At 69.6% G+C, this 23,313-nt stretch carries 20 protein-coding genes; 10 read left to right on the top strand and 10 right to left on the bottom strand.

Translation table 11 applies throughout. The features are described from left to right. Window position 1 precedes the first annotated feature (1 nt). The 3 genes from ACFVJQ_RS20005 (at window position 2) to ACFVJQ_RS19995 (ending at window position 4,958) form a co-directional block, all read left to right on the top strand. On the top strand, window positions 2-1,258 hold the full coding sequence (locus ACFVJQ_RS20005) for an LCP family protein (protein WP_385785491.1): 1,257 nt from the start codon (window positions 2-4) through the stop codon (window positions 1,256-1,258). 249 nt (window positions 1,259-1,507) lie between these two features. Continuing rightward, window positions 1,508-3,241 carry an LCP family protein gene (locus ACFVJQ_RS20000; protein WP_385513542.1) on the top strand — a complete coding sequence of 578 codons (1,734 nt, stop codon included), beginning with the start codon at window positions 1,508-1,510 and terminating at the stop codon, window positions 3,239-3,241. A 139-nt stretch (window positions 3,242-3,380) separates the two neighbouring features. After that, complete coding sequence (locus tag ACFVJQ_RS19995) at window positions 3,381-4,958, top strand: LCP family protein (RefSeq protein WP_385513543.1); 1,578 nt, start codon at window positions 3,381-3,383, stop codon at window positions 4,956-4,958. A 48-nt stretch (window positions 4,959-5,006) separates the two neighbouring features. On the opposite strand, the gene ACFVJQ_RS19990 is transcribed toward ACFVJQ_RS19995, so the two are convergent. Continuing rightward, window positions 5,007-6,041 carry a glycosyltransferase family 2 protein gene (locus tag ACFVJQ_RS19990; RefSeq protein WP_385513544.1) on the bottom strand — a complete coding sequence of 345 codons (1,035 nt, stop codon included), beginning with the start codon at window positions 6,039-6,041 and terminating at the stop codon, window positions 5,007-5,009. A gap of 134 nt (window positions 6,042-6,175) precedes the next feature. On the opposite strand from ACFVJQ_RS19990, the gene ACFVJQ_RS19985 reads away from it, so the two are divergent. Continuing rightward, the gene (locus tag ACFVJQ_RS19985; protein ID WP_385513545.1) at window positions 6,176-7,642 is read left to right on the top strand and encodes an LCP family protein; all 1,467 of its coding nucleotides are present in this window, start codon (window positions 6,176-6,178) and stop codon (window positions 7,640-7,642) included. Between the two features lie 150 nt (window positions 7,643-7,792). Here the strand turns inward: ACFVJQ_RS19985 and ACFVJQ_RS19980 are convergent, their stop codons facing one another. Then, window positions 7,793-8,359 (bottom strand): acyl-CoA thioesterase, encoded by a 567-nt coding sequence (locus tag ACFVJQ_RS19980; RefSeq protein WP_385513546.1) that lies wholly within the window; start codon window positions 8,357-8,359, stop codon window positions 7,793-7,795. Window positions 8,360-8,478: 119 nt separating this feature from the next. Here ACFVJQ_RS19980 and ACFVJQ_RS19975 point away from each other — a divergent pair, with 119 nt between their 5' ends. Together ACFVJQ_RS19975 and ACFVJQ_RS19970 are read left to right on the top strand one after the other, a co-directional pair. After that, complete coding sequence (locus ACFVJQ_RS19975) at window positions 8,479-9,768, top strand: LCP family protein (protein WP_385785481.1); 1,290 nt, start codon at window positions 8,479-8,481, stop codon at window positions 9,766-9,768. Further along, a complete protein-coding gene (locus ACFVJQ_RS19970) occupies window positions 9,761-10,384 on the top strand; it encodes an HAD family hydrolase (protein ID WP_385785478.1) in 624 nt (207 codons plus the stop codon). Before ACFVJQ_RS19975 ends, ACFVJQ_RS19970 begins: the two co-directional genes overlap by 8 nt. Window positions 10,385-10,428: 44 nt before the next feature. On the opposite strand, the gene ACFVJQ_RS19965 is transcribed toward ACFVJQ_RS19970, so the two are convergent. Together ACFVJQ_RS19965 and ACFVJQ_RS19960 are read right to left on the bottom strand one after the other, a co-directional pair. Further along, on the bottom strand, window positions 10,429-10,785 hold the full coding sequence (locus ACFVJQ_RS19965; RefSeq protein WP_385513549.1) for a four-helix bundle copper-binding protein: 357 nt from the start codon (window positions 10,783-10,785) through the stop codon (window positions 10,429-10,431). Between the two features lie 183 nt (window positions 10,786-10,968). Continuing rightward, on the bottom strand, window positions 10,969-12,126 hold the full coding sequence (locus ACFVJQ_RS19960) for an acyl-CoA dehydrogenase (protein ID WP_385785475.1): 1,158 nt from the start codon (window positions 12,124-12,126) through the stop codon (window positions 10,969-10,971). A gap of 189 nt (window positions 12,127-12,315) precedes the next feature. Here ACFVJQ_RS19960 and ACFVJQ_RS19955 point away from each other — a divergent pair, with 189 nt between their 5' ends. Next, the gene (locus ACFVJQ_RS19955; RefSeq protein WP_385513551.1) at window positions 12,316-13,659 is read left to right on the top strand and encodes a UDP-glucose dehydrogenase family protein; all 1,344 of its coding nucleotides are present in this window, start codon (window positions 12,316-12,318) and stop codon (window positions 13,657-13,659) included. 169 nt (window positions 13,660-13,828) lie between these two features. Then, complete coding sequence (locus ACFVJQ_RS19950; protein WP_385785472.1) at window positions 13,829-14,221, top strand: VOC family protein; 393 nt, start codon at window positions 13,829-13,831, stop codon at window positions 14,219-14,221. Between the two features lie 12 nt (window positions 14,222-14,233). On the opposite strand, the gene ACFVJQ_RS19945 is transcribed toward ACFVJQ_RS19950, so the two are convergent. Genes ACFVJQ_RS19945 through ACFVJQ_RS19935 form a run of 3 tightly spaced genes read right to left on the bottom strand, consistent with a single transcriptional unit; the run spans window position 14,234 to window position 17,090 of the window. Further along, on the bottom strand, window positions 14,234-15,412 hold the full coding sequence (locus ACFVJQ_RS19945) for a dipeptidase (protein WP_385513553.1): 1,179 nt from the start codon (window positions 15,410-15,412) through the stop codon (window positions 14,234-14,236). A gap of 17 nt (window positions 15,413-15,429) precedes the next feature. Beyond that, entirely contained in the window at window positions 15,430-15,954 is a 525-nt protein-coding gene (gene purE, locus ACFVJQ_RS19940) for a 5-(carboxyamino)imidazole ribonucleotide mutase (protein ID WP_385513554.1), read from the bottom strand. Next, window positions 15,951-17,090, bottom strand: a complete 1,140-nt coding sequence (locus tag ACFVJQ_RS19935; RefSeq protein WP_385513555.1) for a 5-(carboxyamino)imidazole ribonucleotide synthase — start codon at window positions 17,088-17,090, stop codon at window positions 15,951-15,953. The genes purE and ACFVJQ_RS19935 overlap by 4 nt, the downstream gene beginning before the upstream one ends. 162 nt (window positions 17,091-17,252) lie before the next feature. On the opposite strand from ACFVJQ_RS19935, the gene ACFVJQ_RS19930 reads away from it, so the two are divergent. Continuing rightward, entirely contained in the window at window positions 17,253-17,789 is a 537-nt protein-coding gene (locus tag ACFVJQ_RS19930) for a GtrA family protein (RefSeq protein ID WP_385513556.1), read from the top strand. Between the two features lie 5 nt (window positions 17,790-17,794). Here the strand turns inward: ACFVJQ_RS19930 and ACFVJQ_RS19925 are convergent, their stop codons facing one another. Together ACFVJQ_RS19925 and ACFVJQ_RS19920 are read right to left on the bottom strand one after the other, a co-directional pair. Beyond that, window positions 17,795-19,063 (bottom strand): ATP-binding protein, encoded by a 1,269-nt coding sequence (locus ACFVJQ_RS19925; RefSeq protein ID WP_385513557.1) that lies wholly within the window; start codon window positions 19,061-19,063, stop codon window positions 17,795-17,797. A 56-nt stretch (window positions 19,064-19,119) separates the two neighbouring features. Further along, window positions 19,120-19,797 (bottom strand): response regulator transcription factor, encoded by a 678-nt coding sequence (locus tag ACFVJQ_RS19920; RefSeq protein WP_224734552.1) that lies wholly within the window; start codon window positions 19,795-19,797, stop codon window positions 19,120-19,122. 456 nt (window positions 19,798-20,253) lie between these two features. On the opposite strand from ACFVJQ_RS19920, the gene ACFVJQ_RS19915 reads away from it, so the two are divergent. After that, a complete protein-coding gene (locus ACFVJQ_RS19915; RefSeq protein ID WP_385513558.1) occupies window positions 20,254-21,765 on the top strand; it encodes a peptide MFS transporter in 1,512 nt (503 codons plus the stop codon). A 154-nt stretch (window positions 21,766-21,919) separates the two neighbouring features. On the opposite strand, the gene ACFVJQ_RS19910 is transcribed toward ACFVJQ_RS19915, so the two are convergent. Then, on the bottom strand, window positions 21,920-23,233 hold the full coding sequence (locus ACFVJQ_RS19910) for a hypothetical protein (protein WP_385785465.1): 1,314 nt from the start codon (window positions 23,231-23,233) through the stop codon (window positions 21,920-21,922). Window positions 23,234-23,313: the final 80 nt, after the last annotated feature.

Raw genomic sequence — 23,313 nt, 5'->3', positions numbered from 1 at the left:
CGTGACGGACACCGCAGGCACGCCATCCGGAGGTCCGGACGACGACACGCCGGCGGCGGGCGGCGACAGAGCCCGGGGGCCGGAGGCCGGGGCGTCCGCATCCGGGACCGGGCTCATACGCAGGCGCCGGCACAGGTGGGCGCGGTACGGGTCGGTCGGGGTCGCCCTCCTCGCCATCGGGGCCGTGGCCGCCGGATGGGCCCTCTACGCGAAGCTGAACGGGAACATCACCCCCGACGAGGCCGCCGCCGCGGAGCTCGAGCGGTACGAGAAGGAGCGGCCCACCGCCCTGGTGCACGGCGCGCAGAACATACTGCTGATCGGGTCGGACTCCCGGGCGGGCGCCAACCGGCGTTACGGGCGCGACCCCGGGACCGAGCGGTCGGACACCACGATCCTGCTGCATCTGTCGGCCGGGCGGCGCAGCGCCACCGCCGTTTCGATCCCCCGCGACCTGATGGTCGACATACCCAGCTGCCGGCGGTCGGACGGCAGCCGCACCGAACCCGCGTTCGCGATGTTCAACTACGCCTTCGAAAGGGGCGGTTCGGCCTGCACGATCCGAACGGTCGAGAAACTGACGGACATTCGGATCGACCACCACGCCGTCGTCGACTTCAGCGGCTTCAAGAAGATGGTCGACGCGGTCGGCGGTGTGCAGATCTGCCTGGCCGAGCCGATCCGGGACAAGGCCGCCAAGCTGCAGCTGCCCGCCGGCCGCGTGACGCTCAACGGCGAACAGGCACTCGGCTACGTCCGCGCCCGCAAGTCCCTCGGCGACGGCAGCGACACCGACCGGATGGAGCGTCAGCAGCGATTCCTCGCGGCGCTGGTGAAGAAGGTGCGCAGCAACGACGTACTGCTCAACCCGGTGAAGCTCTATCCCGTGCTGGACGCGGCCACGTCCGCGCTCACCACGGACCCGGGACTGGCGAGTCTGCGCGGTCTGTACGACCTCGTGCGCGGAGTGCGCGACATCCCCACCGAAAATGTGCAGTTCCTGACGGTTCCGCGGGAGTCGTATGTGCACAACTCCAATCGCGACCAACTGATGGAGCCCGCTGCGGAGCGACTCTTCGAGCGGCTGCGGTCCGACGCTCCGGTCGAAGTCGCCCAAAACTTCGCGCGGGATTACGGCGAGAACACGCCCGACAACGCCGATACGGAGTCGAACGGTTACACCCTGTACGCCGATTCCGAGGTTTCTCCGGCCCCCACCTTCAGCGGCGGTACGGCCGACGAGGACCACTGTCGGTAAAGCACTCACCAAGCCGGAGAACTTTCGTTCCGGGAAATGGGCGGATTGCCCAGTTGTAGGGACGTGGAATTTGTCACCGCCGTCGCTTGACGCTGAACTGGGCGGATAGTGTGAGCGCTTCGGTGCACCCGACCCCCGGACACGAAGTCCATTTCCGGGGGGTCGCGCACTGTGTACGAGGTTTGTACGAGACCGAGCGCCTCGAAGGGGGAAGGCGCCGCGTGGCCCCGACGGAGGATTCAGACAACCGTGGACGCGCAAGGCCGTGGGCGGGCGGACAACATCGACCCCGCAGACCAGTGGGTGCTCAATCCGAACACCGGCGAATACGAACTGCGACTGGGCCCTTCCGCACCGCAGTCGACGGTTCCCGGACCTCGCAGATCCGCCCCCCGCGGCGGCACACCGCGCGGCCGTACGGCGACACCCGGCCGCCAGCCGCAGGACGCACCGAGCCGTGAGATCCCGGCGCAGCGCAGGCGCCGCAGCGCGCCCGCCGAGCCACCGCCGGGACGGCGCGGGCGGCGGCCGGCGCAGAAGGCGTCCAAGGCGAAGAAGGTCGTGCTGTGGACCGGCGGCGCGATGGCGTTCGTGCTGGTCGCCGCGGCAGGCGCCGGATACCTCTACATCCGGCACCTCAACGACAACATCACGTCCGTCGCCGACGACGGGGCGAGCACCGGTGGCTTCCAGAAGGACAAGGCCATCAACATCCTGCTGATCGGCACGGACAAGCGCACCGGCGCGGGCAACGAGTCCTACGGCGACGCGGGCAGCCCCGGACACGCGGACACCACGATCCTGCTGCACGTCTCCAAGGACCGCTCCAACGCGACCGCGCTCAGCATCCCCCGCGACCTGATCGTGGACATTCCGGACTGCCCGACGACGCAGGAGGACGGCACCAAGGAGGTCATCCCGGGCTCGCAGGGCGTCCGCTTCAACACCAGCCTCGGCCAGAGCGGCCGTACGCCCAGCTGCACCATGCGTACGGTGACCGAGCTGACCGGGATCACGCCGGACAACTTCATGGTCGCCGACTTCAACGCGGTGAAGACGCTGACCACGGCGGTCGGCGGCGTCACGGTGTGCCTGGCCAAGGACATCAACGACCCCGACTCCAAGCTCAACCTGCCGGTCGGCGAACACGAGATCGAGGGCGAGGAGGCGCTCGCCTTCGTCCGCACCCGGCACTCCGTCGGCACCGGCGGCGACCTGAGCCGGATCAACCTGCAGCAGCAGTTCCTGAGCGCGTTGATGCGCAAGCTGAAGTCGAACGACACGCTCACCAACCCCTCGAAGATGGTGAAGCTGGCCGAGGCGGGCACCGAGGCGCTGACCGTCGACTCCCAGCTGGACAGCATCGGCAAGCTGAAGGACCTCGGTCTGGAGCTGGGCAAGCTCGACACCAAGAACCTGACGTTCACGACCGTGCCGGTGGTGGACAATCCGGCCGAAACGGTCAAGGCGACGGTCGTGCCCCATCCGACGCAGGCCTCCGAGGTCTTCGAGGCGATCCAGAACGACGTCTCCTTCACCGAGGTCAAGCAGCAGAAGGCCAAGGAGAAGGCCGCGGTGGCCGCCCGGCTGAAGGGCACCAAGGCCGACCCCTCCGAGGTGCGGGTGCGGATCCTGAACGCCGGTGCCCCCGACGGCAGCGCCCAGGACACCCTCAACTGGCTGCAGCTCGAGGAGGGCGTCACCAAGTCCGAGAACGCCGGCAACGCGGACGCCGAACTGAGCAAGACCACCCTGGAGTACGCGCCCGACCAGGCGGACCAGGCGCGCAGGCTGGCCGACATCATGGGTCTTTCGGGGTCCGCGATGAAGCCCGGCGAGAGCGTGACCAACTCCCAGGGCCTGCCCACGATGACGCTGACGCTGGGCAAGGACTTCAAGGGTGCGGGCGTCTCCCTCACCGCTCCGACGAAGGCGCCGGACGTCGACAAGTCCACGGCGGACAAGGTCGTGTGCGCCGAGTAGTGAATTGGGGGGTAACCCAACGGGTCCGTCGTGCGTCTGACTTGTCGCGGGGCGGACCCGTGTTCGTGTGCAGGGGTGGGAGGGCAGGCAGTTGGCTCGAAGCGGTGTGCGCGGGGACGTGCCGGCGGTGGAGGACACGATGTCCCTCGCACCGCGGTCCGGGAGCAGTACGGACGCGGCCGAGGCCGGCGGAAGGCACGGTGGCGGGAGGCGTCGCGGCACCGGACGGCCGCCCCGCAGACGGCGGGTGCTGCGCTGGTCGGCCACGGTCCTGGCGGTGGTGATACTCGGCACCGCGACTGCGGGCTATCTCTACTACCGGCACCTGAACGGCAACATCGAGAAAGGCCAGCGCAGCAGCGGCGACTCGAAGGCGCAGAAGACGGCGCCCAACGCGGCCGGGCAGACGCCGCTGAACATCCTGCTGATCGGCTCCGACAGCCGTAACTCCGACGAGAACGTGGCGCTGGGTGGCAGCAGGGACAACCGCGGCAACCCCCCGCTGGGCGACGTGCAGATGCTCATCCACCTGTCCGCGGACCGCAAGAGCGCCGCGGTGGTGACCATCCCGCGCGACACCCGGGTCGACATCCCCAAGTGCACGGACCCGGAGACCGGCAAGACCTATCCGGCGACCAACGACATCATCAACACGTCGCTGGCCCGCGGCGGAGCCGGTTGCACGCTGGCCACCTGGCAGAACCTCACCGGTGTCTACATCGACCACTGGATGACGATCGACTTCGCGGGCGTCGTGAGCATGGCGGACGCCATCGGCGGGGTCGAGGTCTGTGTGAACCAGAACGTGTATGACCGCGGCGGCTCCGGCCTGAAGATGAAGGCCGGCACGAAGAAGGTCAAGGGCAAGCAGGCGCTCCAGTGGCTGCGCACGCGCCATGCCTGGGGCAGTGACCTCCTGCGGGCCAGGGCCCAGCACATGTACATGAACTCGATGATCCGCACGCTGAAGGATCAGAACGTCTTCACTGACACGGGCCGGCTGATGGACCTGGCCGAGGCGGCCACGAACTCGCTGACGGTCTCCGAGGAGATCGGTTCGGTCAAGAAGCTGTACGACCTGGGCATGCAGCTCAAGACGGTGCCGACGAACCGCATCACCATGACGACGATGCCGAACGTCCCGGACCCGCTGGACGCCAACCACGTGGTGCCGGCCGGCGCCGACGCCGAGAAAGTGTGGGCGATGCTCCGCGACGACGTGGCCTTCGACAAGAACGGCAAGGCGACGGGCTCGAAGAAGACGTCGGGCACGGAGAAGGCGTCCAGCGACCCCGCGGCGGACGACGCCGAGATCGGCGTACTCGTCCAGAACGCCACCAGGTCCGACGCCGAGGGCGCGGTCGACGGACGCGCGAGCGAGCTGGCCGGGCTGCTGGTGGAGAAGGGCTTCACAAGGGCGGCGGCGGACTTGACGGGCGGCCTCTCCGAGGAGAAGACCGTCATCCGCTACCCGAGTGCGGAACTCGAGGGCGACGCCCAGCGGATCGCCAAGTCACTGGGAATTCCGCTGAGTTCGGTGAAGAGGTCGACCGACGTCTCCGGGGTCACCCTCGTCGTGGGCGCCGACTGGCGCACCGGCACCAGCTACCCGAAGAAGTCGGCCCCTCAGGCCGGGGAGATTCCCGAGTCCGCCGACGCGATCAACGGCTCGGACAGCGGCCAGTGCATGGACGTGTACGAGCCGTACCGCTGGTAGCGGCCTGTCCGGTGAGGGGCGTGCCGCAGGCGGTACGCCCCTCGGCCGTCACGCCGTCGCGGAGTCCCGGACCGCCGGACGCCGGGAGGCGATGACCTTCCTCGCCAGCGACTTGGGGCTGGTGAGGAAGCCGAAGCCCCAGGACATGTGCATGGTGGCGAGGGCCACGGGGATCTGGAGGCGGGCCTTCAGAGGCAGGCCCTTGCCGGCCGGGACGGAGCCCAGGGCGATCGCCGCGAGATAGCTGCCGGGGATCACCAGGGCCCACGGGGTCAGGGCGGCGCCGGCGACCAGGCCCGCGGCTATCGCGCACACCGCGGTCGGCGGGGCGAGGTAACGCAGGTTGATGGAGCCGGAGTGGTAGCGGGCGACGACGTGCCGCCAACGGCCGTAGTCCTTGTACTGCTTGGCCAGCGCCCGCACGCTCGGCCGCGGCCGGTACGACACCTTCAGCTCCGGCGAGAACCAGATCAGGCCGCCCGCCTCACGGATGCGGAAGTTCAGCTCCCAGTCCTGCGCGCGGATGAACTCCTCGTTGTATCCCCCCTGCTGCTCCAGCGCCTCGCGCCGGAAGACGCCGAGGTAGACCGTCTCCGCCGGACCGGCCTCCCCGCCCGTGTGGAAGGCCGCGTTGCCGACGCCGATCCGTGAGGTCATGGCCGCCGCGACCGCGTGCTCCCAGTCGTTCTCGCCCTCGGCGTGCATGATGCCGCCGACATTCTGCGCGCCGGTCTCCTCCAGGAGCCGTACTGCGGTCGCGATGTAGTTCGGCGAGAGCATGCCGTGGCCGTCGACGCGGACCACGATCGGGTGCCGGGATGCCTTGATCGCGGCGTTGAGGGCCGCGGGCGTACGGCCCGTCGGGTTGGGGACCGTGTGCACGCGAGGGTCCTCACGGACCAGCTCGGCGGCGATCTCGTCCGTGCGGTCCGTGGACGGACCGAGGGCGATCACGACCTCCATCTCGCCGGCGTACTCCTGGGCGAGGATCGCGTGGACGGCGCCGCGCAGATGCCGCTCCTCGTTGAGGACGGGCATGATGACGGACACGGCGGGAAGCTGCACGTCGGGATTGGCGTTCATAGGGGCCTCACGTTACCGCGAACGGGGGACAGCGAGCCGCCCCGCCCGGGTCGGTGCACCGGGCCACAGATCGTATGGGCCTACGGTGCTCATGATCCCATTTACGCCGCTCCCGCTTCAGCGGAGGTGCCCCCATGCCCGCAACGCCGCCTCGTCCGTACCCGGTCCGGCCGCAGCGCCGGCCGGAGTCGCGCCGCGCCGTACGGCCGCCCGTACGACGGAGGAAGCCGCGTTGGGCCATGCGGGCGGTGACCACGCTGTCCGTGGTGATCCTCGCCTCGGCCGGGATCGGGCACGCGGTGGTCTCGAGCCTGGACGCGGACATCGCCCGGGTCGATCCCTTCAAGGACATGAAGAACCGCCCGCGGGCCGGTCACGGCATGAACGTGCTGGTGGTCGGCACCGACGGCCGGGACAAGATCTCCGAGGCCGAGCGGCGCCGGTACCGGCTCGGCGGAGCCCCCTGCCACTGCACCGACACGATCATGATCGTGCACATCTCGGAGGACCGGGAGCGGGCCAGCGTGGTGAGTCTGCCGCGGGACTCCTACGCCGAGGTGCCCGCGCACACCGACCGCACCACCGGTGAGCGGCACAAGGCGCATCCGGTCAAGCTGAACGCGGCGTACGCGGAGGGCGGGCCGCAGCTGACCGTGCGCACGGTCGAGCACATGACCCGGGTGAAGATCGACCACTACCTCGAGGTCGACTTCACCAGCTTCATGAAGACGGTGGACGTGCTCGGCGGCGTGAAGATCTGCACCGCCCGGCCGCTGAAGGACACACACACCGGCCTGAACCTGCGGGCCGGGAACCACACGCTGACCGGCGGGCAGGCCCTGCAGTACGTGCGCGCCCGGTATGTCGACGGGGCGTCCGACCTCGGGCGGATGCAACGGCAACAGCGCTTCCTGGCCGCGCTGATCGACCAGGCGACCTCCTCCGGGGTACTGCTGAACCCGATGAAGTTCCGCGACGTGACCCGGGCGGTGCTGGGCTCGGTGCGGGCGGACAGGGAGTTCGGCGCGCACGAACTGCTGGACCTCGGACGGGCGATGCACAACTTCTCCCCCTCGTCGTCCGAGTTCACGACCGTCCCGATCGGGCAGATGGGGTACGCCGTGAAGGGCATCGGTTCGACGCTGAAGTGGGACCCGGTCAAGTCCCGGCGGCTCTTCCAGGCACTGCGCGACGACAAGCCACTGGCCGCCGGGCGCCCGAAGGACACGCGGGTACAGGTGGACGTGGCCCCGCAGCAGATCCGCGTCCAGGTGGAGAACGGCACGAGGACGGCCGGGCTGGGCCAACGCGTCGACACGGCGCTGGCGCGGGCCGGCTTCCTCACGACGCGGCAGCCGAAGAACGCGAGGAATCAGTCGGTCGTGCGAACCGTCATCTCCTACGACCCTCGGTGGGACCGTTCCGCGCGGTCGCTCGCGGCGGCACTGCCCGGGAGCGAGTTGCGGGCGGTCAGGGGGCAGGGGGCGACGCTCAAGGTGATCGTCGGGGGGGACTTCCGGGAGGTACGGAAGGTGCGGGCTGCCGACGCGCGGCAGGGTGAGGTCGGCGTGGTGCGGGGCGACGAGGTGCGGTGCTCGTAGGGGGAGGCGGCAGCGGAGCCGGTGCCGGCGAACGGGGTCGCTCGCCGGCACTGCCGGGTGCCGCTGCGCCCACCCTCCCCCACTCTCGGCTTCGCTCGAGCGGGGGGACCCCCATCGCCCCAGCGGCACGACTGCCCGCAGCTGGGTACGTCAGTCCTCGAAGCCGTCAGCCGCCCGCTTTTCGCGCAGCTCCATGATGGCCCGGCGCCGGGCCAGACGGTGGGTGCGGCGGATCTGGGCCTCCTGGTAGCGGCGCTTGTCCTTTTCCGTCTCCGGGATCACCGGCGGGACCGGGCGGGGCTTGCCGTCGGCGTCGACGGCGGCGAAGACGAGGTAGGCCGAGCCGACCTGGGTGGGCGGGGCGGACTCGTTCCAGCGTTCGGCCAGGACCCGTACCCCCACCTCCATCGAGGTACGGCCGGTCCAGTTGACCTGCGCCTTCACATGGACCAGGTCGCCCACACGGACCGGCTCCAGAAACGCCATCTCGTCCATGGAGGCCGTCACGGCGGGACCGCCGCTGTGCCGGCCGGCCACCGCTCCGGCCGCGTCGTCGACCAGCTTCATGATCACCCCGCCGTGCACCGTGCCCAAAAGGTTGGTGTCGTTGTGGGTCATGATGTGGCTGAGGGTGGTCCGGGAAGCGGAGGTGTGCTTACCCGGTATGTCCGGAGTGCTGGGTGTCTCCTGCTCCGGGGCGCTGGCCTGGTCTGTCATGGCCTCCACCTTATGCCGAAGCGACTTCCGGTGATTTTGTGTCGGCTTCGCAACAGCCGCGCTGTGATTTTCTGCCGACCCTTGTAACGCACACAGCCGCGACCTGCACACTGGGGCGCATGAATGATTGGCCCCAGGGATGGTCCGACGACAACCGCGGCACCCGGTACGGGCGCGGCAGCACAGGCGCACAGCCTGAAGGCGCCCGTGTGATGCGCCAGGTGCGGCGCGGCCAGGCGGCACCGCCCGGCGGGGGCCAGGCGGCACCGCCGTACGGCGGCGTCCCGCAGCAGCCGTCGTACGTCGACGGACAGGGATACGACGCGTACGACAGCGGTTACAACACCGGCCAGGTCTACGGCACCCCCGGCGGCCGCGGCCCCGGCGGGCCCGGCGACGGCGCGGGAATGTACGAGCCGCGCCCCGCGCCGAACTGGCGGCGCCGGATAAAGGTGACGTCGATCACCGTGGTGACCGTGCTCGTCGTGACGCTCGTCGGCACGTACTTCTGGGCCGACTCCAAGCTCAACCGCGACGTCGACCTGTCGAAGGTCATCGACCGCCCGGAGAAGGGCGAGGGCACCAACTACCTCATCGTCGGCTCCGACAGCCGTGAGGGCATGTCCGCCGAGGACAAGAAGAGGCTGCACACCGGGTCCTCGGAGGGCAAGCGCACGGACTCGATGATGATCCTGCACACCGGTGACAACGGGCCGACGCTGATCTCGCTGCCGCGCGACTCGGACGTGGAGATACCGACGTTCGTGGGCTCCGAGTCCGGCAAGACGTACCAGGGCACGGGCCGGCATGTGAAGCTGAACGCCGCCTATGCCGAGGACGGGCCGGAACTGCTGGTCCGCACCGTCGAGGCCAACACCGGCCTGCACATCGACCACTACGTCGAGATCGGCTTCGCCGGCTTCGCGAACATCGTGGACGCGGTCGGCGGCGTGGAGATCGAGATCCCCAAGGGCGGCATGAAGGACACGAAGTCCGGTGCCGACTTCGAGGCGGGCAAGCAGACCCTCAACGGCGAGCAGGCCCTCGCCTTCGTCCGCACCCGGTACGCGCTGGCCGGTTCCGACCTGGACCGGACGAAGAACCAGCAGAAGTTCCTCTCGGCCCTCGCCAACCAGGTGGCCACCCCGGGCACGGTCCTCAACCCCTTCAAGCTCTACCCGACCATGGGCGCGGGCCTGGACTCCCTCATCGTCGACAAGGACATGGGCCTGTTCGACCTGGCCGACATGTTCTGGGCGATGAAGGGCGTCAGCGGTGGCGACGGCACGTCCATGAACATGCCGATCTCCGGCTCCGCGAACGGCAACCTCGTCTGGGACGAGGCCAAGGTCAAGACGCTCGTCGAGCAGCTGAACAACGACGAGAAGGTCACGGTGTCGGGTGACTGACGCCGGGGGCCGACGGCCCTTCGACGTGGTGCTCTGTGACGTCGACAACGTGATCCGGTTCTACGACCCCTCCCGGCTGACCGCTCTGGAGCGGGCGGCAGGGCTGGCCGAGGGCACCACGATGAAGGTGGCGTTCGCGCCCGAGACCGATCTGCCGCTGATGCTGGGGCGGATCACCCCGCAGGAGTGGGTCCACTCGATCGTCGCGGGCCTCGCCGGGCTGGTGCCCGAGCCCGTCGCCTACGAGCTGGGCAACGCCCTTGCGGACGCGCCGTTCCACGCCGACGAGACGGTGGTGGCCCTGCTGCGCAGGGCGCGGGAGCACGTCCCGCTCGTCCTGCTCAGCAACGCCTCGGTGACCCTGGAGGCCGATCTCGCCTCCCTCGGTCTGTCCGGCCTCGCCGACGACATCGTCAGCAGTGCCCGCGTCGGCCTCGCCAAACCGGACCCGCGCATCTACCGGCTGGCGGCCGAGCGGGCGGGCGCCCCGCTCGACCGGTGCCTCTTCGTGGACGACACGCTGGAGAACGTGACGGCCGCGGCAGCGCTGGGCCTGCAGACGGTCCACTTCCGCGCACCGGCCGACCTGGAACGGGCGCTCGCGCCGCTGTTCTGAGGCCCGCCGCCAAGGGCCACGGGACCCTTGACGGCGGCCGGGTTTCACATCGTGGCGCCCGCCATCGCGCGGCACGTCTCGGCACTGCGGCGACACGCCTCGGCGCACCGCATCATCTGCGGGTCGTCCGGCATGGACATACACGCCTCGGCACACATGTCGCACGCCTTGGCACACATGGCGCACATGTCGGCCGACATCGGCGAGCGGCGCATCATCATGTCCGCACACATACGGGTCGTCTCGGCGCAGTCCATGAGCGCCCGCATGACCTGCATCTGAGCCTGGCCGCCCATCTGCATGACGGAGTTCATGGTCTCCTCGCAGATGCTGTGGCTGGACATGCACGCGTCGACGCAGTCCTGCATCTGCTTACTCATCGCGGGCATGGTTCCGGTCATGGCTCCTCCTGGGGTGAGTGGAGTCCGGGGTCGGACCCCGCGCCCTTCCGTGGTACGCCTTGCCGCCGCGCCGCGCCATCCGGCGGACGCCCACAATCCACCACGAATGCCACGCCGCCAAAGCGGCAAAAGCCCCCGGATCCGCTCCGGGGGCTTGTCGACGTACGCCGAGATGCCGAATGGCTACGGCAGGTTCCGCGCCATCACAATCCGCTGCACCTGGTTCGTACCCTCGTATATCTGCGTGATCTTCGCGTCGCGCATCATGCGCTCCACCGGATAGTCACGCGTGTACCCGTAGCCGCCGAGCAGCTGGACCGCGTCCGTCGTGACCTCCATCGCCACGTCGGAGGCGAAGCACTTGGCGGCGGCACCCTGGTAGGTGAGGTCGGCGTCGCCGCGCTCGGAGGCGGCGGCGGCCTGGTAGGTCAGGGCGCGGGCGGCCGAGACCTTCATCGCCATGTCGGCGAGCATGAACTGGATGCCCTGGAAGTCCGCGATCGGCTTGCCGAACTGCTTGCGCTCCTGGACATAGCCCTTGGCGTAGTCGAGGGCGCCCTGGGCGATGCCGAGGGCCTGGGCGGCAATAGTGATGCGGGTGTGGTCGAGGGTCTTCATCGCCGTGGCGAAGCCGGTGCCCTCCTCGCCGATCATGCGGTCCGCGGGGATGCGGACGTTGTCGAGGTAGACCTCGCGGGTCGGGGAGCCCTTGATGCCGAGCTTCTTCTCGGGGGCGCCGAAGGAGACGCCCTCGTCGGACTTCTCGACGACGAACGCCGAGATGCCCTTGGAGCGCTTGGACGGGTCCGTGACCGCCATGACGGTGTAGTACTCGCTCACGCCCGCGTTGGTGATCCAGCGCTTCACGCCGTTGAGGACGTAGTGGTCGCCGTCGCGGACCGCCTTCGTCTTCATGCCGGCGGCGTCGGAGCCGGCGTCCGGCTCCGAGAGGCAGTACGAGAACATCGCGTCGCCCTTGGCGAGCGGGGTCATGTACTGCTTCTTCAGCTCCTCGGAGCCGGAGAGGATCACGGGCATGGAGCCGAGCTTGTTCACGGCGGGGATGAGGGAGGAGCTCGCGCAGACGCGGGCCACCTCCTCGATGACTATCACCGTGGCCAGCGCGTCGGCGCCCGCGCCGCCGTACTCCTCGGGTACGTGCACGGCGTGCAGGTCGTTCGCGACCAGGGCGTCCAGCGCCTCCTGCGGGAAGCGGGCCTCCTCGTCCACCGCGGCGGCGAACGGCGCGATCTTCGCCTCGGCCAGCGAGCGGACGGCGTCACGGAGCATGTCGTGCTCCTCGGACGGGCGGTACAGGTCGAAGTCAGCCGATCCGGCCAAGGTTTCTCACGCTCCAAAACGCTGCGATGGTGGCGCTAACTACCGTTAAGTAACCCAAATTTTATGGGGTCGCCCACTCGAGTGATACGTGAGCTTGGCGACAGCGGAAAAGTTGCCCGGTGAAGCGCGTTCCCATGCCCCGGCTATGCTCGGGCGCGCACTGCCCTGCCGTTGACCCCTGGAGCACCCATGGCCCTCAAGATCACCGTGATCGGTACCGGTTATCTCGGCGCCACGCATGCCGCGGCCATGGCCGAACTCGGCTTCGAGGTGCTCGGCCTGGACGTCGTGCCCGAGAAGATCGAGATGCTCCGGCGCGGTGAGGTCCCGATGTACGAGCCGGGTCTTGAGGAGCTGCTGCGCAGGCACGTCGCCGGGATCGAGGGGTCCAGCGGGCGGCTGCGGTTCACCACGGACTACGCGGAGGTCGCCGCGTTCGGCGATGTGCACTTCGTGTGTGTGAACACTCCGCAGAAGCACGGCGAGTACGCCTGCGACATGTCGTACGTCGACTCCGCGTTCGCCTCCCTGGCCCCGCACCTGACCGGTCCGGCCCTGGTCGTCGGCAAGTCGACCGTGCCCGTGGGCTCCGCCGACCGCCTCGCCGCCTACCTCGCCGAGCACGCACCGGCCGGTGCGGACGCCGAGCTGGCCTGGAACCCGGAGTTCCTGCGCGAGGGCTTCGCCGTGCAGGACACGCTGCACCCGGACCGGATCGTGGTCGGCGTGGTCAGTGACCGGGCCGAGAAGCTGCTGCGGGAGGTGTACGCCACGCCGGTCGCCGAGGGTTCGCCCTTCGTCGTCACCGATTTCCCGACCGCCGAGCTGGTGAAGACCTCCGCGAACTCGTTCCTCGCCACGAAGATCTCGTTCATCAACGCCATGGCGGAGGTGTGCGAGGCGGCCGGCGGTGATGTCGCCAAGCTGGCCGAGGCGATCGGGTACGACGACCGGATCGGGAAGAAGTTCCTGCGGGCCGGGATCGGCTTCGGCGGCGGCTGTCTGCCGAAGGACATCCGGGCGTTCATGGCGCGGGCCGGTGAGCTGGGTGCCGACCAGGCGCTGACGTTCCTGCGCGAGATCGACTCGATCAACATGCGCCAGCGTGGCCAGATGGTGGAGCTGGCCCGGCAGGCGCTGGGCGGCGGTCCTTTCCTGGGCAAGCGGGTCGCGGTGCTCGGTGCGACGTTCAAGCCGGACTCCGACGACGTACGGGACTCGCCCGCGCTCAATGTGGCCGGGCAGATCCATCTGCAGGGCGGGCAGGTGACGGTGTACGACCCGAAGGGCATGGACAACGCCCGCCGGATCTTCCCGACGCTGGGCTACGCCGACTCCGCGCAGGAGGCGGTGCGCGGCGCGGACGTCGTACTGCACCTGACGGAGTGGCGGGAGTTCCGCGAGCTGGACCCGGCGGCGCTGGGCGAGGCCGTCAAGGCCCGCGTGATCCTGGACGGACGCAACGCCCTCGACCCGGAGCTGTGGCGGCGGGCCGGCTGGACGTACCGGGCGATGGGTCGCCCGACCGCGTAGCGCACGGCGACGCCGGTTCGGCCGAGGCTCAGTCGGCCGAACCGGCGTCTTCCCGCATTCTGCACCACGCGCGGGAGCCGCACGCCCGCTTCCCCCGGGTACGGTTGACGCCCGCCAGGCGGGGGCACCCGTTCTGTCGCTGCGCCTGCCGAGCCCGGAGGTGAGTTCCATGGCGCCCGTGGCACGCCTGCGTAACGTCGTCCTCGACTGCCCCGACCCGCGCGCACTCGCCCGCTTCTACGCCGAGATCATCGGCGGCACCCCCGACGACGAGGAGCACGACTGGGTGGTGCTCCAGGTCTCCGGCGGTCCGCGGCTCGCCTTCCAGCGGTCGGAGGGCCACACCCCGCCGGAGTGGCCGCGCGCCGACCGGAACGCGCAGCAGTTCCACCTCGACCTCGACGCCGGGTCCACCTGGGAGCAGGTCGACCTGGTCGAGAAGCGGGTGCTGGGGCTGGGCGCCCGCGTCCTGGACGCGGAGGACTACGAGACCAAGGACTTCCGGGTGTACGCCGATCCGGCGGGGCATCCGTTCTGCCTCTGCCGGCTCGAGCACCCGTAGGAGCCGTTGGTCCTATCCGTCCAGGTCCTCCAGTGTGGCGTTCGACGGGGAGCGCCTCGCCTTGAGCTCTCGTGCCACGTCCTCCGCGGCGCCCAGCACCCGTACCGCGTTCTGCCAGGTCAGCTTGGCCAGGTCGGACTTCGACCAGCCGCGGTCGAGGAGCTCGGCGATGAGGTTCGGGTAGCCGGAGACGTCGTTCAGGCCGTCGGGGGTGAAGGCCGTGCCGTCGTAGTCGCCGCCGATGCCGAGGTGGTCGATGCCGGCGACCTCGCGCATGTGGTCCAGGTGGTCGGCGACGGTCGCCACCGTGGCGACCGGGCGCGGATGGCGTTCCTCGAAGGCGCGGTGGACCTTCATCGCCTCGGCGGTGGTGTCGAGGTGGTGGAAGCCGTGCGCGCGCATGTTGTCGTCCGCCGCGGCCGTCCAGTCGACGGCGGCCTGGAGCACGAACTTCGGTACGAAGGTCACCATGGCCATGCCGCCGTTGCCGGGCAGCCGTTCCAGCACGTCGTCGGGGATGTTGCGCGGGTGGTCGCACACCGCGCGCGAGGAGGAGTGGGAGAAGATGACCGGCGCCAGGGTGGCGTCCAGCGCGTCCCGCATGGTCGTCGCCGCCACGTGCGAGAGGTCGACGAGCATGCCCTCGCGGTTCATCTCCCGCACCACTGCCCGGCCGAAGGCCGACAGGCCGCCGACGCCCGGCTTGTCCGTCGCCGAGTCCGCCCACGCCACGTTGTCGTTGTGGGTGAGGGTCAGGTAGCGGACGCCGAGTGCGTACAACTGCCGTAGTGTGCCGAGGGAGTTGGCGATGGAGTGGCCGCCCTCCGCGCCCATCAGCGAGGCGATACGGCCTTCCGCGCGCGCCGCCTCCATGTCCGCGGCCGTCAGCGCGGGCGCCAGGTCGCGCGGGTAGCGGGCGAGCAACTGCCGTACGCAGTCGATCTGTTCCAGCGTCGCGGGCACCGGGTCGGGCAGGTCCGAGCGGACGTACACCGACCAGTACTGCGCGCCGACCCCGCCCGCGCGCAGCCGCGGGATGTCGGTGTGCAGGTGGGCGCCCTGGGGGACGGCGATGTCCCGGGCGTCGAGGTCGTAGCGGACCTGCTCACGCAGCGCCCAGGGCAGGTCGTTGTGCCCGTCGACCACCGGGAACTCGCGCAGCAGTTCCCGGGCTTCGTCCAGCGCGGTCATCGCCGTACCCCTCCCCGTCAGTTGCCGAAGCCGAAGCCGTTGCCTGCGCCCTCGACCTTGGCGCGCAGACGCTTGCCCTTCTCGGTGGCCTGGTCGTTCAGGTCCTGCTGGAACTCCCGCATACGGGTGAGGAGTTCGTCGTCGTGGGCGGCGAGGATACGGGCCGCGAGCAGGCCGGCGTTGCGGGCGCCGGCGATGGAGACGGTGGCGACCGGGACACCGGCCGGCATCTGCACGATCGACAGCAGGGAGTCCATGCCGTCGAGGTACTTCAGCGGCACGGGGACGCCGATGACCGGCAGCGGGGTGACGGAGGCGAGCATGCCGGGCAGATGGGCGGCGCCGCCCGCGCCCGCGATGATCACCTTCAGTCCGCGGTCGGCGGCCTGCTCCCCGTACGCGACCATCTCGCGCGGCATACGGTGCGCGGAGACGACGTCGACCTCGTAGTCGATCTCGAACTCGTCGAGGGCCTTGGCGGCGGCCTCCATGACGGGCCAGTCGGAGTCCGACCCCATGACGATGCCAACGACTGGGCTCATTCGGTGATCGTGCCTCTCAGGTAGCCGGCAGCGTGACGGGCGCGCTCCAGCACGTCGTCGAGGTCGTCGCCGTAGGTGTTGACGTGGCCGACCTTGCGGCCGGGCTTCACGTCCTTGCCGTACATGTGGATCTTCAGTTTGGGGTCGCGGGCCATGCAGTGCAGGTACGCGGAGTACATGTCGGGGTAGTCGCCGCCGAGGACGTTGACCATGACGGTCCACCTGGCGCGCGGGCGCGGGTCGCCGAGCGGCAGGTCCAGGACGGCCCGGACGTGGTTGGCGAACTGGGACGTGATCGCGCCGTCCTGGGTCCAGTGGCCCGAGTTGTGCGGGCGCATCGCCAGTTCGTTGACGAGGATGCGGCCGTCGCGGGTCTGGAACAGCTCGACGGCGAGGTGGCCGACGACGTCCAGTTCCTTGGCGATGCGCAGGGCGAGCTCCTCGGCCTGCAGGGCGAGGGTCTCGTCGAGGTCGGGGGCCGGGGCGATGACCGTGTCGCAGACGCCGTCCACCTGGCGGGACTCGACCACGGGGTACGCGACCGCCTGGCCGTGCGGGGAGCGGACGACGTTCGCCGCGAGTTCCCGCACGAAGTCGACCTTCTCCTCGGCGAGCACGGGCACACCCGCCTTGAAGGGGGCCTCGGCCTCCTCGACGGAGTCGACCACCCACACGCCCTTGCCGTCGTAGCCGCCGCGGACGGTCTTGAGGACGACGGGAAAGCCGTCGCCCTCCGCCGCGAACGAAGCGACGTCCTGCGGGTCGCTCACGATGCGGTGCCGCGGGCAGGGCACGCCGATCGCGTCGAGCTTGGCGCGCATCACACCCTTGTCCTGGGCGTGCTGGAGCGCGTCGGGGCCGGGGCGCACGGGGATTCCGTCCGCCTCCAGGGCCCGTAGGTGCTCGGTGGGTACGTGCTCGTGATCGAAGGTGATCACGTCACAACCGCGTGCGAAGGCGCGCAGCGTGTCGAGGTCGCGATAGTCGCCGATGACGACATCGCTCACGACCTGCGCCGCGGAATCCTGAGGGGTGTCACTGAGGAGCTTGAACCTGATGCCCAACGGGATGCCCGCCTCGTGTGTCATACGAGCGAGCTGACCCCCGCCGACCATGCCGACTACCGGGAACGTCACGCCCCCAGGGTATCGGCCGCGCCAGGTCGGCCGGATTCCGCCTCTTTCCGCACCGGTTCCCGGCCTCTTTCGTCACGGTGAGCTCATCCACAAGCGATCACAGAATGGCGGTGGTTAGCATGGCTGGGTTGACGAAACCGACGAGTGGGGGCCTGCACGACCATGGGACGTGGTTCCTCGGGGCTCCGACCGACGCCCCCCAGCGCGCTGCGGCAGCGCCTCGAACGGCTCGTGCGTGAGGTCGCCAAGTTCGGCGCCGTGGGTGGGGCGGGACTGCTCGTCAATCTCCTCGTGTTCAACCTGGTACGGCATGTGACCGACCTCCAGGTGGTGCGCGCCAGCGTGATCGCGACGGTCGTGGCGATCGCCTTCAACTACGTCGGCTTCCGCTACTTCACGTACCGCGACCGCGACAAGAGCGGCCGTACGAAGGAGATGTCGCTGTTCGGGCTGTTCAGCGCGGTCGGCCTGGTGATCGAGAACGGCGTGCTGTACACGGCGACGTACGGCTTCGACTGGGACAGCCCGCTGCAGAGCAACATCTTCAAGTTCCTCGGCATCGGCATCGCGACGCTGTTCCGCTTCTGGTCCTACCGCACCTGGGTGTTCCGCGCGCTCCCGGCCCGCGAGGCGATCGTCGACGCGGAATCGTTCCTGGAGGCGGAACGGACGCGGCCCCCGCAACGCGCCCGCGTCTGACGGACTCAGCGAACCGTCCGGTCCCCCTCGCCCTTCTTCTTCACCGGTGTCCGTGACAGGAACAGTCCGAACACCGCAGGCTTGGCCTGCAGCATTTCCAGGCGGCCGCCGTCCGCCTCCGCCAGGTCGCGGGCCACGGCCAGGCCGATGCCCGTGGAGTTGCGGCCGCTGATCGTCCGCTCGAAGATCCGGGCGCCCAGGTCGGCCGGGACGCCGGGACCCTCGTCGGTGACTTCGATGACCGCCTGGTTCCCGGTGACACGGGTGCGCAGCGCCACCGTGCCGCCGCCGTGCATGAGGGAGTTCTCGATCAGCGCCGCCAGCACCTGGGCGACCGCGCCCGGCGTGCCCACGGCCTTCAGGTGCCGTTTGCCGGAGCTGACGATCGCGCGGCCGGCGCTGCGGTAGGCCGGGCGCCACTCGGCGAGCTGCTGCTGGATGACCTCGTCGAGGTCGAAGGTGACGGCGGAGCCGGTGCGCGGGTCGCGGGAGTTGGTCAGCAGCCGCTCGACGACGTCCGTGAGGCGTTCCACCTGCGTGAGCGCGATGGTCGCCTCCTCCTTCACGGTGTCCGGGTCGTCGGTGAGGGTGATCTCCTCCAGCCGCATGGACAGCGCGGTGAGCGGGGTGCGCAGCTGGTGGGAGGCGTCGGCGGCCAGTCGGCGCTCCGCCGTGAGCATGCGGGCGATGCGCTCGGCGGAGGCGTCGAGAACGTCGGCGACGCGGTCCAGCTCGGGGACGCCGTACCGCTTGCGGCGGGGCCGGGGGTCGCCGGAGCCGAGGCGTTCGGCGGTTTCGGCGAGGTCGGTGAGCGGTGAGGCGAGACGGTCGGCCTGGCGCAGGGCGAGCAGTACCGCGGCGATCACGGCCAGCAGCGCCACCGCCCCGATGATCAACAGCGTCCGGCCGACCTCCCGGGTCACCGCCGAGCGCGGCTCCTGGACGGTGACCGTCTCGCCCTCCTCGCCGGTGCGCGTCGCCTCGATGACGTCGCCCGAGGGCTTCTCGCCGACCTCGATCGGCTTCTGGCCGGGGATACGGACGACCGCGTACCGTTCGTCGCCGACCTGGTCGGCGAGTATCTCCGAGGTGATCTGCTCGGCGCCGAGGATCCGGCTGTCCACGATGCTGGCCAGCTGCACGGCCTCGGACTCCACGCGCTCCTGGGCAGTGGTGCTGATCGTCCTGGTCTCGACCACGACGAGGGAGACGCCGAAGACGGCGATCACCACGAGGACCACGGCGAGCGTGGACTGGATCAGTCGACGGCGCATTTTTCTTACTTACTTGTAGGGAAAGCTGTAGCTCGGCCTCATGGGGAAGCCGTGGCTCAGCTCTTCTCGAAACGGAAGCCCACACCGCGCACGGTCGCGATGTACCGGGGGTTGGCCGCGTCGTCGCCCAGCTTCTTGCGCAGCCAGGAGATGTGCATGTCGAGGGTCTTGGTGGACGACCACCAGGTGGTGTCCCAGACCTCGCGCATCAGCTGGTCGCGGGTGACCACCCGCCCGGCGTCCCGAACCAGGACCCGCAGCAGGTCGAACTCCTTGGCGGTGAGCTGGAGCTCTTCCTCGCCCATCCAGGCGCGGTGCGACTCGACGTCGATGCGCACGCCGTGCGTGGCGGGCGGCTGCTGGGGCTCGGCGGCACCGCGCCGCAGCAGGGCCCGAACCCGGGCGAGCAGCTCGGCGAGCCGGAACGGCTTGGTGACGTAGTCGTCGGCGCCCGCGTCGAGCCCGACGACGGTGTCGACCTCGTCGGCGCGTGCGGTCAGGATCAGGATCGGCACGGTGTGGCCTTCGGCACGCAGTCGGCGGGCCACCTCGAGACCGTCCATGCCGGGCAGGCCGAGGTCCAGCACGACCAGGTCGACGCCGCCCTGGAGCCCTGCGTCGAGCGCGGTGGGTCCGTCCTCACGCACCTCGACCTCGTAGCCCTCCCGGCGCAGCGCGCGAGCCAGCGGTTCCGAGATGGCAGCGTCGTCCTCGGCGAGCAGTACTCGGGTCATGAGGAGATGGTAGTCCGCGCCTGACAAGTGCCGGAGGCCGATCGCAGGGCCCGGATTCTTACCTTCGGGCGTACTGGTACGAACCTATGACTGAAGGGTGCGATCCTGGAAAGGACCTTCGAATGGTGCCTGCGGTTCCGCCGACACCTGTGATTCGCGCCTCAAGTCCTTCCATGTCCGGCAGTGTCATGACGTATGGTGATGGAACGCCTGTAACACCCGGGACCTTCGGCGAAGTGACGCTGAGGGTCTGTTTTGTGTGAGGAATGACCTGCGGCCGGGCCCTTGCGCGCACCACGCGCGGGGCGTGGATCCCGGTGGGCGCCGTCCACCGCTCCGTGATCCGGAGCGGACTCCCCGTGGGCGTGGGGCGGACGGGCGCCCCCGCCGGTGCCGGCCGCCCCCCACCGGGCGCGCATCGCTCTTCGAGCGCGTCCCGACCAGCAAGGATCGACCATGGCGTCCAGCCTGACGAAGGACTCGGTCTCCCCGGGCAACCCCGGCTCCGAGAAGACCTTCTTCGGCCACCCCCGCGGTATGGCCACGCTTTTCATGACGGAGATGTGGGAGCGCTTCTCCTGGTACGGAATGCGCGCCATCCTCGTCCTCTACTTGATCGCGGGTGTCCTCGACGGCCCCATGGCGGGCCGGGAGGCCCTGGCCGCCTCGATCTACGGCGTGTACAACGCGGTCGTGTACATGGCCGCCATGCCCGGTGGCTGGGTCGCGGACCGCCTCTGGGGTGCCCGCAAGGCCGTGCTCGTCGGCGGCATCGTCATCGCCGCCGGCCACTTCACGCTGGCGATCCCCGCGGACGTCGCCTTCTTCTGCGGTCTCGGCCTGATCGCGATCGGCACCGGGCTGCTGAAGCCGAACATCTCCGCGATGGTCGGTGGCCTCTACGAGGGCCAGCCCGGCGCCCGCCGCGACGCCGGCTTCACGCTCTTCTACATGGCGATCAACATCGGTGGCATGGTCGCCCCGCTGCTCGTCGGCTACCTCGGCGAGAACGTCAACTGGCACCTCGGCTTCGGTGTCGCCGGTGTCGGTATGACCCTCGCCGTCATCCAGTACGTCCTGGGCGGCCGCCACCTCGGCGACATCGGCAAGCAGCCCGGTACCCCGGCCTCCCCGGAGGAGAAGCGCGCCGTGCTGCGCAAGGTCGCGCTGTGGGGCGGCATCGCCGTCGCCGCGCTGGTCCTGGACATCGCGCTGGGTACGTACGACATCGAGCACATTGTCAACGTGCTCGCGGTCCTCGGCATTGTGATCCCGATCGTCTACTTCGTGACGATGTACCGGAACCCGGCCCTGACCCGCGAGGACAAGCCCAAGATCCAGGCCTTCGCCTGGTTCTTCGCCACCGCCGTGCTGTTCTGGATGATCTACGACCAGTCCGGTTCGCTGCTGACGATCTTCGCGGACGGCAAGACCGACCGCATGATCGGCGGCTGGGAGTTCCCGGCGTCCTGGTACCAGTCGGTGAACCCGGCCATGGTCATCGTGCTCGCTCCGGTCTTCGCCGGGCTGTGGGTGAAGCTGGCCCGGCGCAACCGTGAGCCCAGCACGCCCATGAAGTTCGCCCTGGCGATGCTCCTCATCGGTGGCTCGTTCGGCATCATGGGCCTGGCCGGCGCCGCCGCCGCGAACAGCGACACGGGCAAGGTCACCGTCTTCTGGCTGCTGAGCGTCTACCTGGTGCAGACCCTCGGCGAGATGTGCCTGTCGCCGGTGGGCCTGTCCCTGTCGACGAAGCTGGCGCCGAAGCAGTTCGTGGGCCAGATCATGGGTCTGTGGTTCCTGGCCACCGCGACGGGCAACGCCCTCAACGGCTGGACCACCAAGCTCAACGCGCCGCTGGGCGACGCGGTCTACTACACGATGTGGGCCGTCATCGCCGTCGCGGCCGGACTGGCCTTCATGATGGCGGGCCGCAAGATCCGCGCGCTGATGGGCGACGTGCGCTAGCGCGCTGCTCGAACCGGCGGAGGCCGTTGCACCCACGTGGGTGCAACGGCCTCCGCCGTTGCGGTTCGCCTATTCGCCGTAGGGCCAGTGTGCATCGGCGGCTACAGGTCGTATGTGGCTGGTCGCGCAGTTCCCCGCGCTCCCAGGAGGTTGGCTAACGCAGCCTGCGTCCCGGCATGAACGTGAAGACCGCTCCGCCCAGCAGGAGTGCCGTTCCTGCCACCAGCCCCAGCGCCTTCAGCGACCCGTGGTCATCCGCGCCCGTCGCCGCCAGGCCGCCGTCCGTCGACGAACCGCCCACAGAGCCGCCGGCCGAACCGCCGCCCGACGCCCCGCTCGCCTGCTCCGTCGTGTCCAGCGTCAGGGACACCTCTGTCTTCGTCGGCGTGCAGGTCGTCGTCGTGCCCAGGGCCTTCACCGTCAGGACGCCCGGTGAGAGTGTCGACTCGCCGCTCGCCCCCGGCTTGTACGTGCCCTTGAGATCGGGGATCTCGATCGGGTCGCCCGCCTTGATGTCCTCGGAGTTGGTCGGGCCTTCGACATGGACCGTGCCCTTGTCTGCGCCGCCCAGGACGACCTCCATCGACGGCTTGACCGAGTCTTTGGGGATGTCGGCGGGGCTGTCCATCACGGACTTCTTGAACTGGACCGTCAGGTCGAAGCTGCCGCCGTTCTTCTTGGCGTTGATCTGGACCGGCGAGGTCGCGTTCTTGTCGCCGATGGGTGTCTTGCACTCGTACGGGACCTGGACCTCCTTGCCCGTGAAGTCCGTCTGGCCGCCGCTGTCTCCGCCGCCCGTGCTCGACGAACCGCCGCCGCCCGCGTCCCCGTCCGTCTCGCTCTCACTCGGCGTCGGAGTCGGATTCGAAGACCCCGTCGGCAGACCGGTCGGCACGCTCGTCGGCAGCGTCGGGACGACCGTCGGCAGGCCTCCCGTCGTACCGCCCGAAGTCCCTCCCCCGTCCGTCACCTTGATGGTCGCCGCCGGCTTCACCGTCTCCTTGGGCGTGCACTTGGTGTCCGTCGAGATCGGTTTGTTGACGTTGATGTTGTACGCGTCCGGGGTCAGCGTCACCTCGCCCGGCGCCGTCAGCTTCAGCTTGCCCTTCATGTCGGACAGCTTCATGTCGCTGTTCTTGGGGATCGGCGGATTCTGCCGGGGCCCCTCCATGGCGACATCGGCCGTCTGCGCCCCGGCCGCCTTCAGCGTGCCGGTCGGCTGGACCGTGTCCTTCTCCAGGTCGAGGATGTCAGGGTTCTTGGACGCCGCTTGGACGAACTTCCAGACGATCTCCACCTCGTCCCCGACCTTCGCCTCCGCGGGGGCGGTGATCTCCACCTTCGTCGTCCCCTGGACCGGCGGCAGCCCGGAGATCGAGGGCGGGATGCACTCGGTCGCGTACGACACCTCCGCGGCCTGCGCGGGCCCGGCGGCCACGCCGAGCAGGACACCCGCGCCGCCCAGCATCAGGGCGACGCCCGCCGCTGACGTTCTGCTTCCGCGAGGACGACCACGTCGGCCGATCGGTGTGACTCTCCTTCTTTCGC

The sequence above is a fragment of the Streptomyces sp. NPDC127197 genome (assembly GCF_042672405.1).
In the GTDB taxonomy this organism is placed as follows: Bacteria; Actinomycetota; Actinomycetes; order Streptomycetales; family Streptomycetaceae; genus Streptomyces; species Streptomyces flavusporus.
Note: the sequence above shows the minus strand (reverse complement) of the source record. Positions and strands in the feature narration are given on the sequence as shown.

What these genes read in the sequence shown, in the direction of transcription:
- ACFVJQ_RS19975 (WP_385785481.1), top strand. Translation starts at nt 8,479, where the DNA reads ATGAATGATTGGCCCCAGGGATGGTCCGACGACAACCGCGGCACCCGG.
- ACFVJQ_RS19915 (WP_385513558.1), top strand. Translation starts at nt 20,254, where the DNA reads ATGGCGTCCAGCCTGACGAAGGACTCGGTCTCCCCGGGCAACCCCGGC.
- purE (WP_385513554.1), bottom strand. Translation starts at nt 15,954, where the DNA reads ATGAGCCCAGTCGTTGGCATCGTCATGGGGTCGGACTCCGACTGGCCC.
- ACFVJQ_RS19955 (WP_385513551.1), top strand. Translation starts at nt 12,316, where the DNA reads ATGGCCCTCAAGATCACCGTGATCGGTACCGGTTATCTCGGCGCCACG.
- ACFVJQ_RS19950 (WP_385785472.1), top strand. Translation starts at nt 13,829, where the DNA reads ATGGCGCCCGTGGCACGCCTGCGTAACGTCGTCCTCGACTGCCCCGAC.
- ACFVJQ_RS19930 (WP_385513556.1), top strand. Translation starts at nt 17,253, where the DNA reads ATGGGACGTGGTTCCTCGGGGCTCCGACCGACGCCCCCCAGCGCGCTG.
- ACFVJQ_RS19985 (WP_385513545.1), top strand. Translation starts at nt 6,176, where the DNA reads ATGCCCGCAACGCCGCCTCGTCCGTACCCGGTCCGGCCGCAGCGCCGG.
- ACFVJQ_RS19980 (WP_385513546.1), bottom strand. Translation starts at nt 8,359, where the DNA reads ATGACAGACCAGGCCAGCGCCCCGGAGCAGGAGACACCCAGCACTCCG.
- ACFVJQ_RS19910 (WP_385785465.1), bottom strand. Translation starts at nt 23,233, where the DNA reads ATGCTGGGCGGCGCGGGTGTCCTGCTCGGCGTGGCCGCCGGGCCCGCG.
- ACFVJQ_RS19965 (WP_385513549.1), bottom strand. Translation starts at nt 10,785, where the DNA reads ATGACCGGAACCATGCCCGCGATGAGTAAGCAGATGCAGGACTGCGTC.
- ACFVJQ_RS19945 (WP_385513553.1), bottom strand. Translation starts at nt 15,412, where the DNA reads ATGACCGCGCTGGACGAAGCCCGGGAACTGCTGCGCGAGTTCCCGGTG.
- ACFVJQ_RS19920 (WP_224734552.1), bottom strand. Translation starts at nt 19,797, where the DNA reads ATGACCCGAGTACTGCTCGCCGAGGACGACGCTGCCATCTCGGAACCG.
- ACFVJQ_RS19995 (WP_385513543.1), top strand. Translation starts at nt 3,381, where the DNA reads ATGTCCCTCGCACCGCGGTCCGGGAGCAGTACGGACGCGGCCGAGGCC.
- ACFVJQ_RS19990 (WP_385513544.1), bottom strand. Translation starts at nt 6,041, where the DNA reads ATGAACGCCAATCCCGACGTGCAGCTTCCCGCCGTGTCCGTCATCATG.
- ACFVJQ_RS19925 (WP_385513557.1), bottom strand. Translation starts at nt 19,063, where the DNA reads ATGCGCCGTCGACTGATCCAGTCCACGCTCGCCGTGGTCCTCGTGGTG.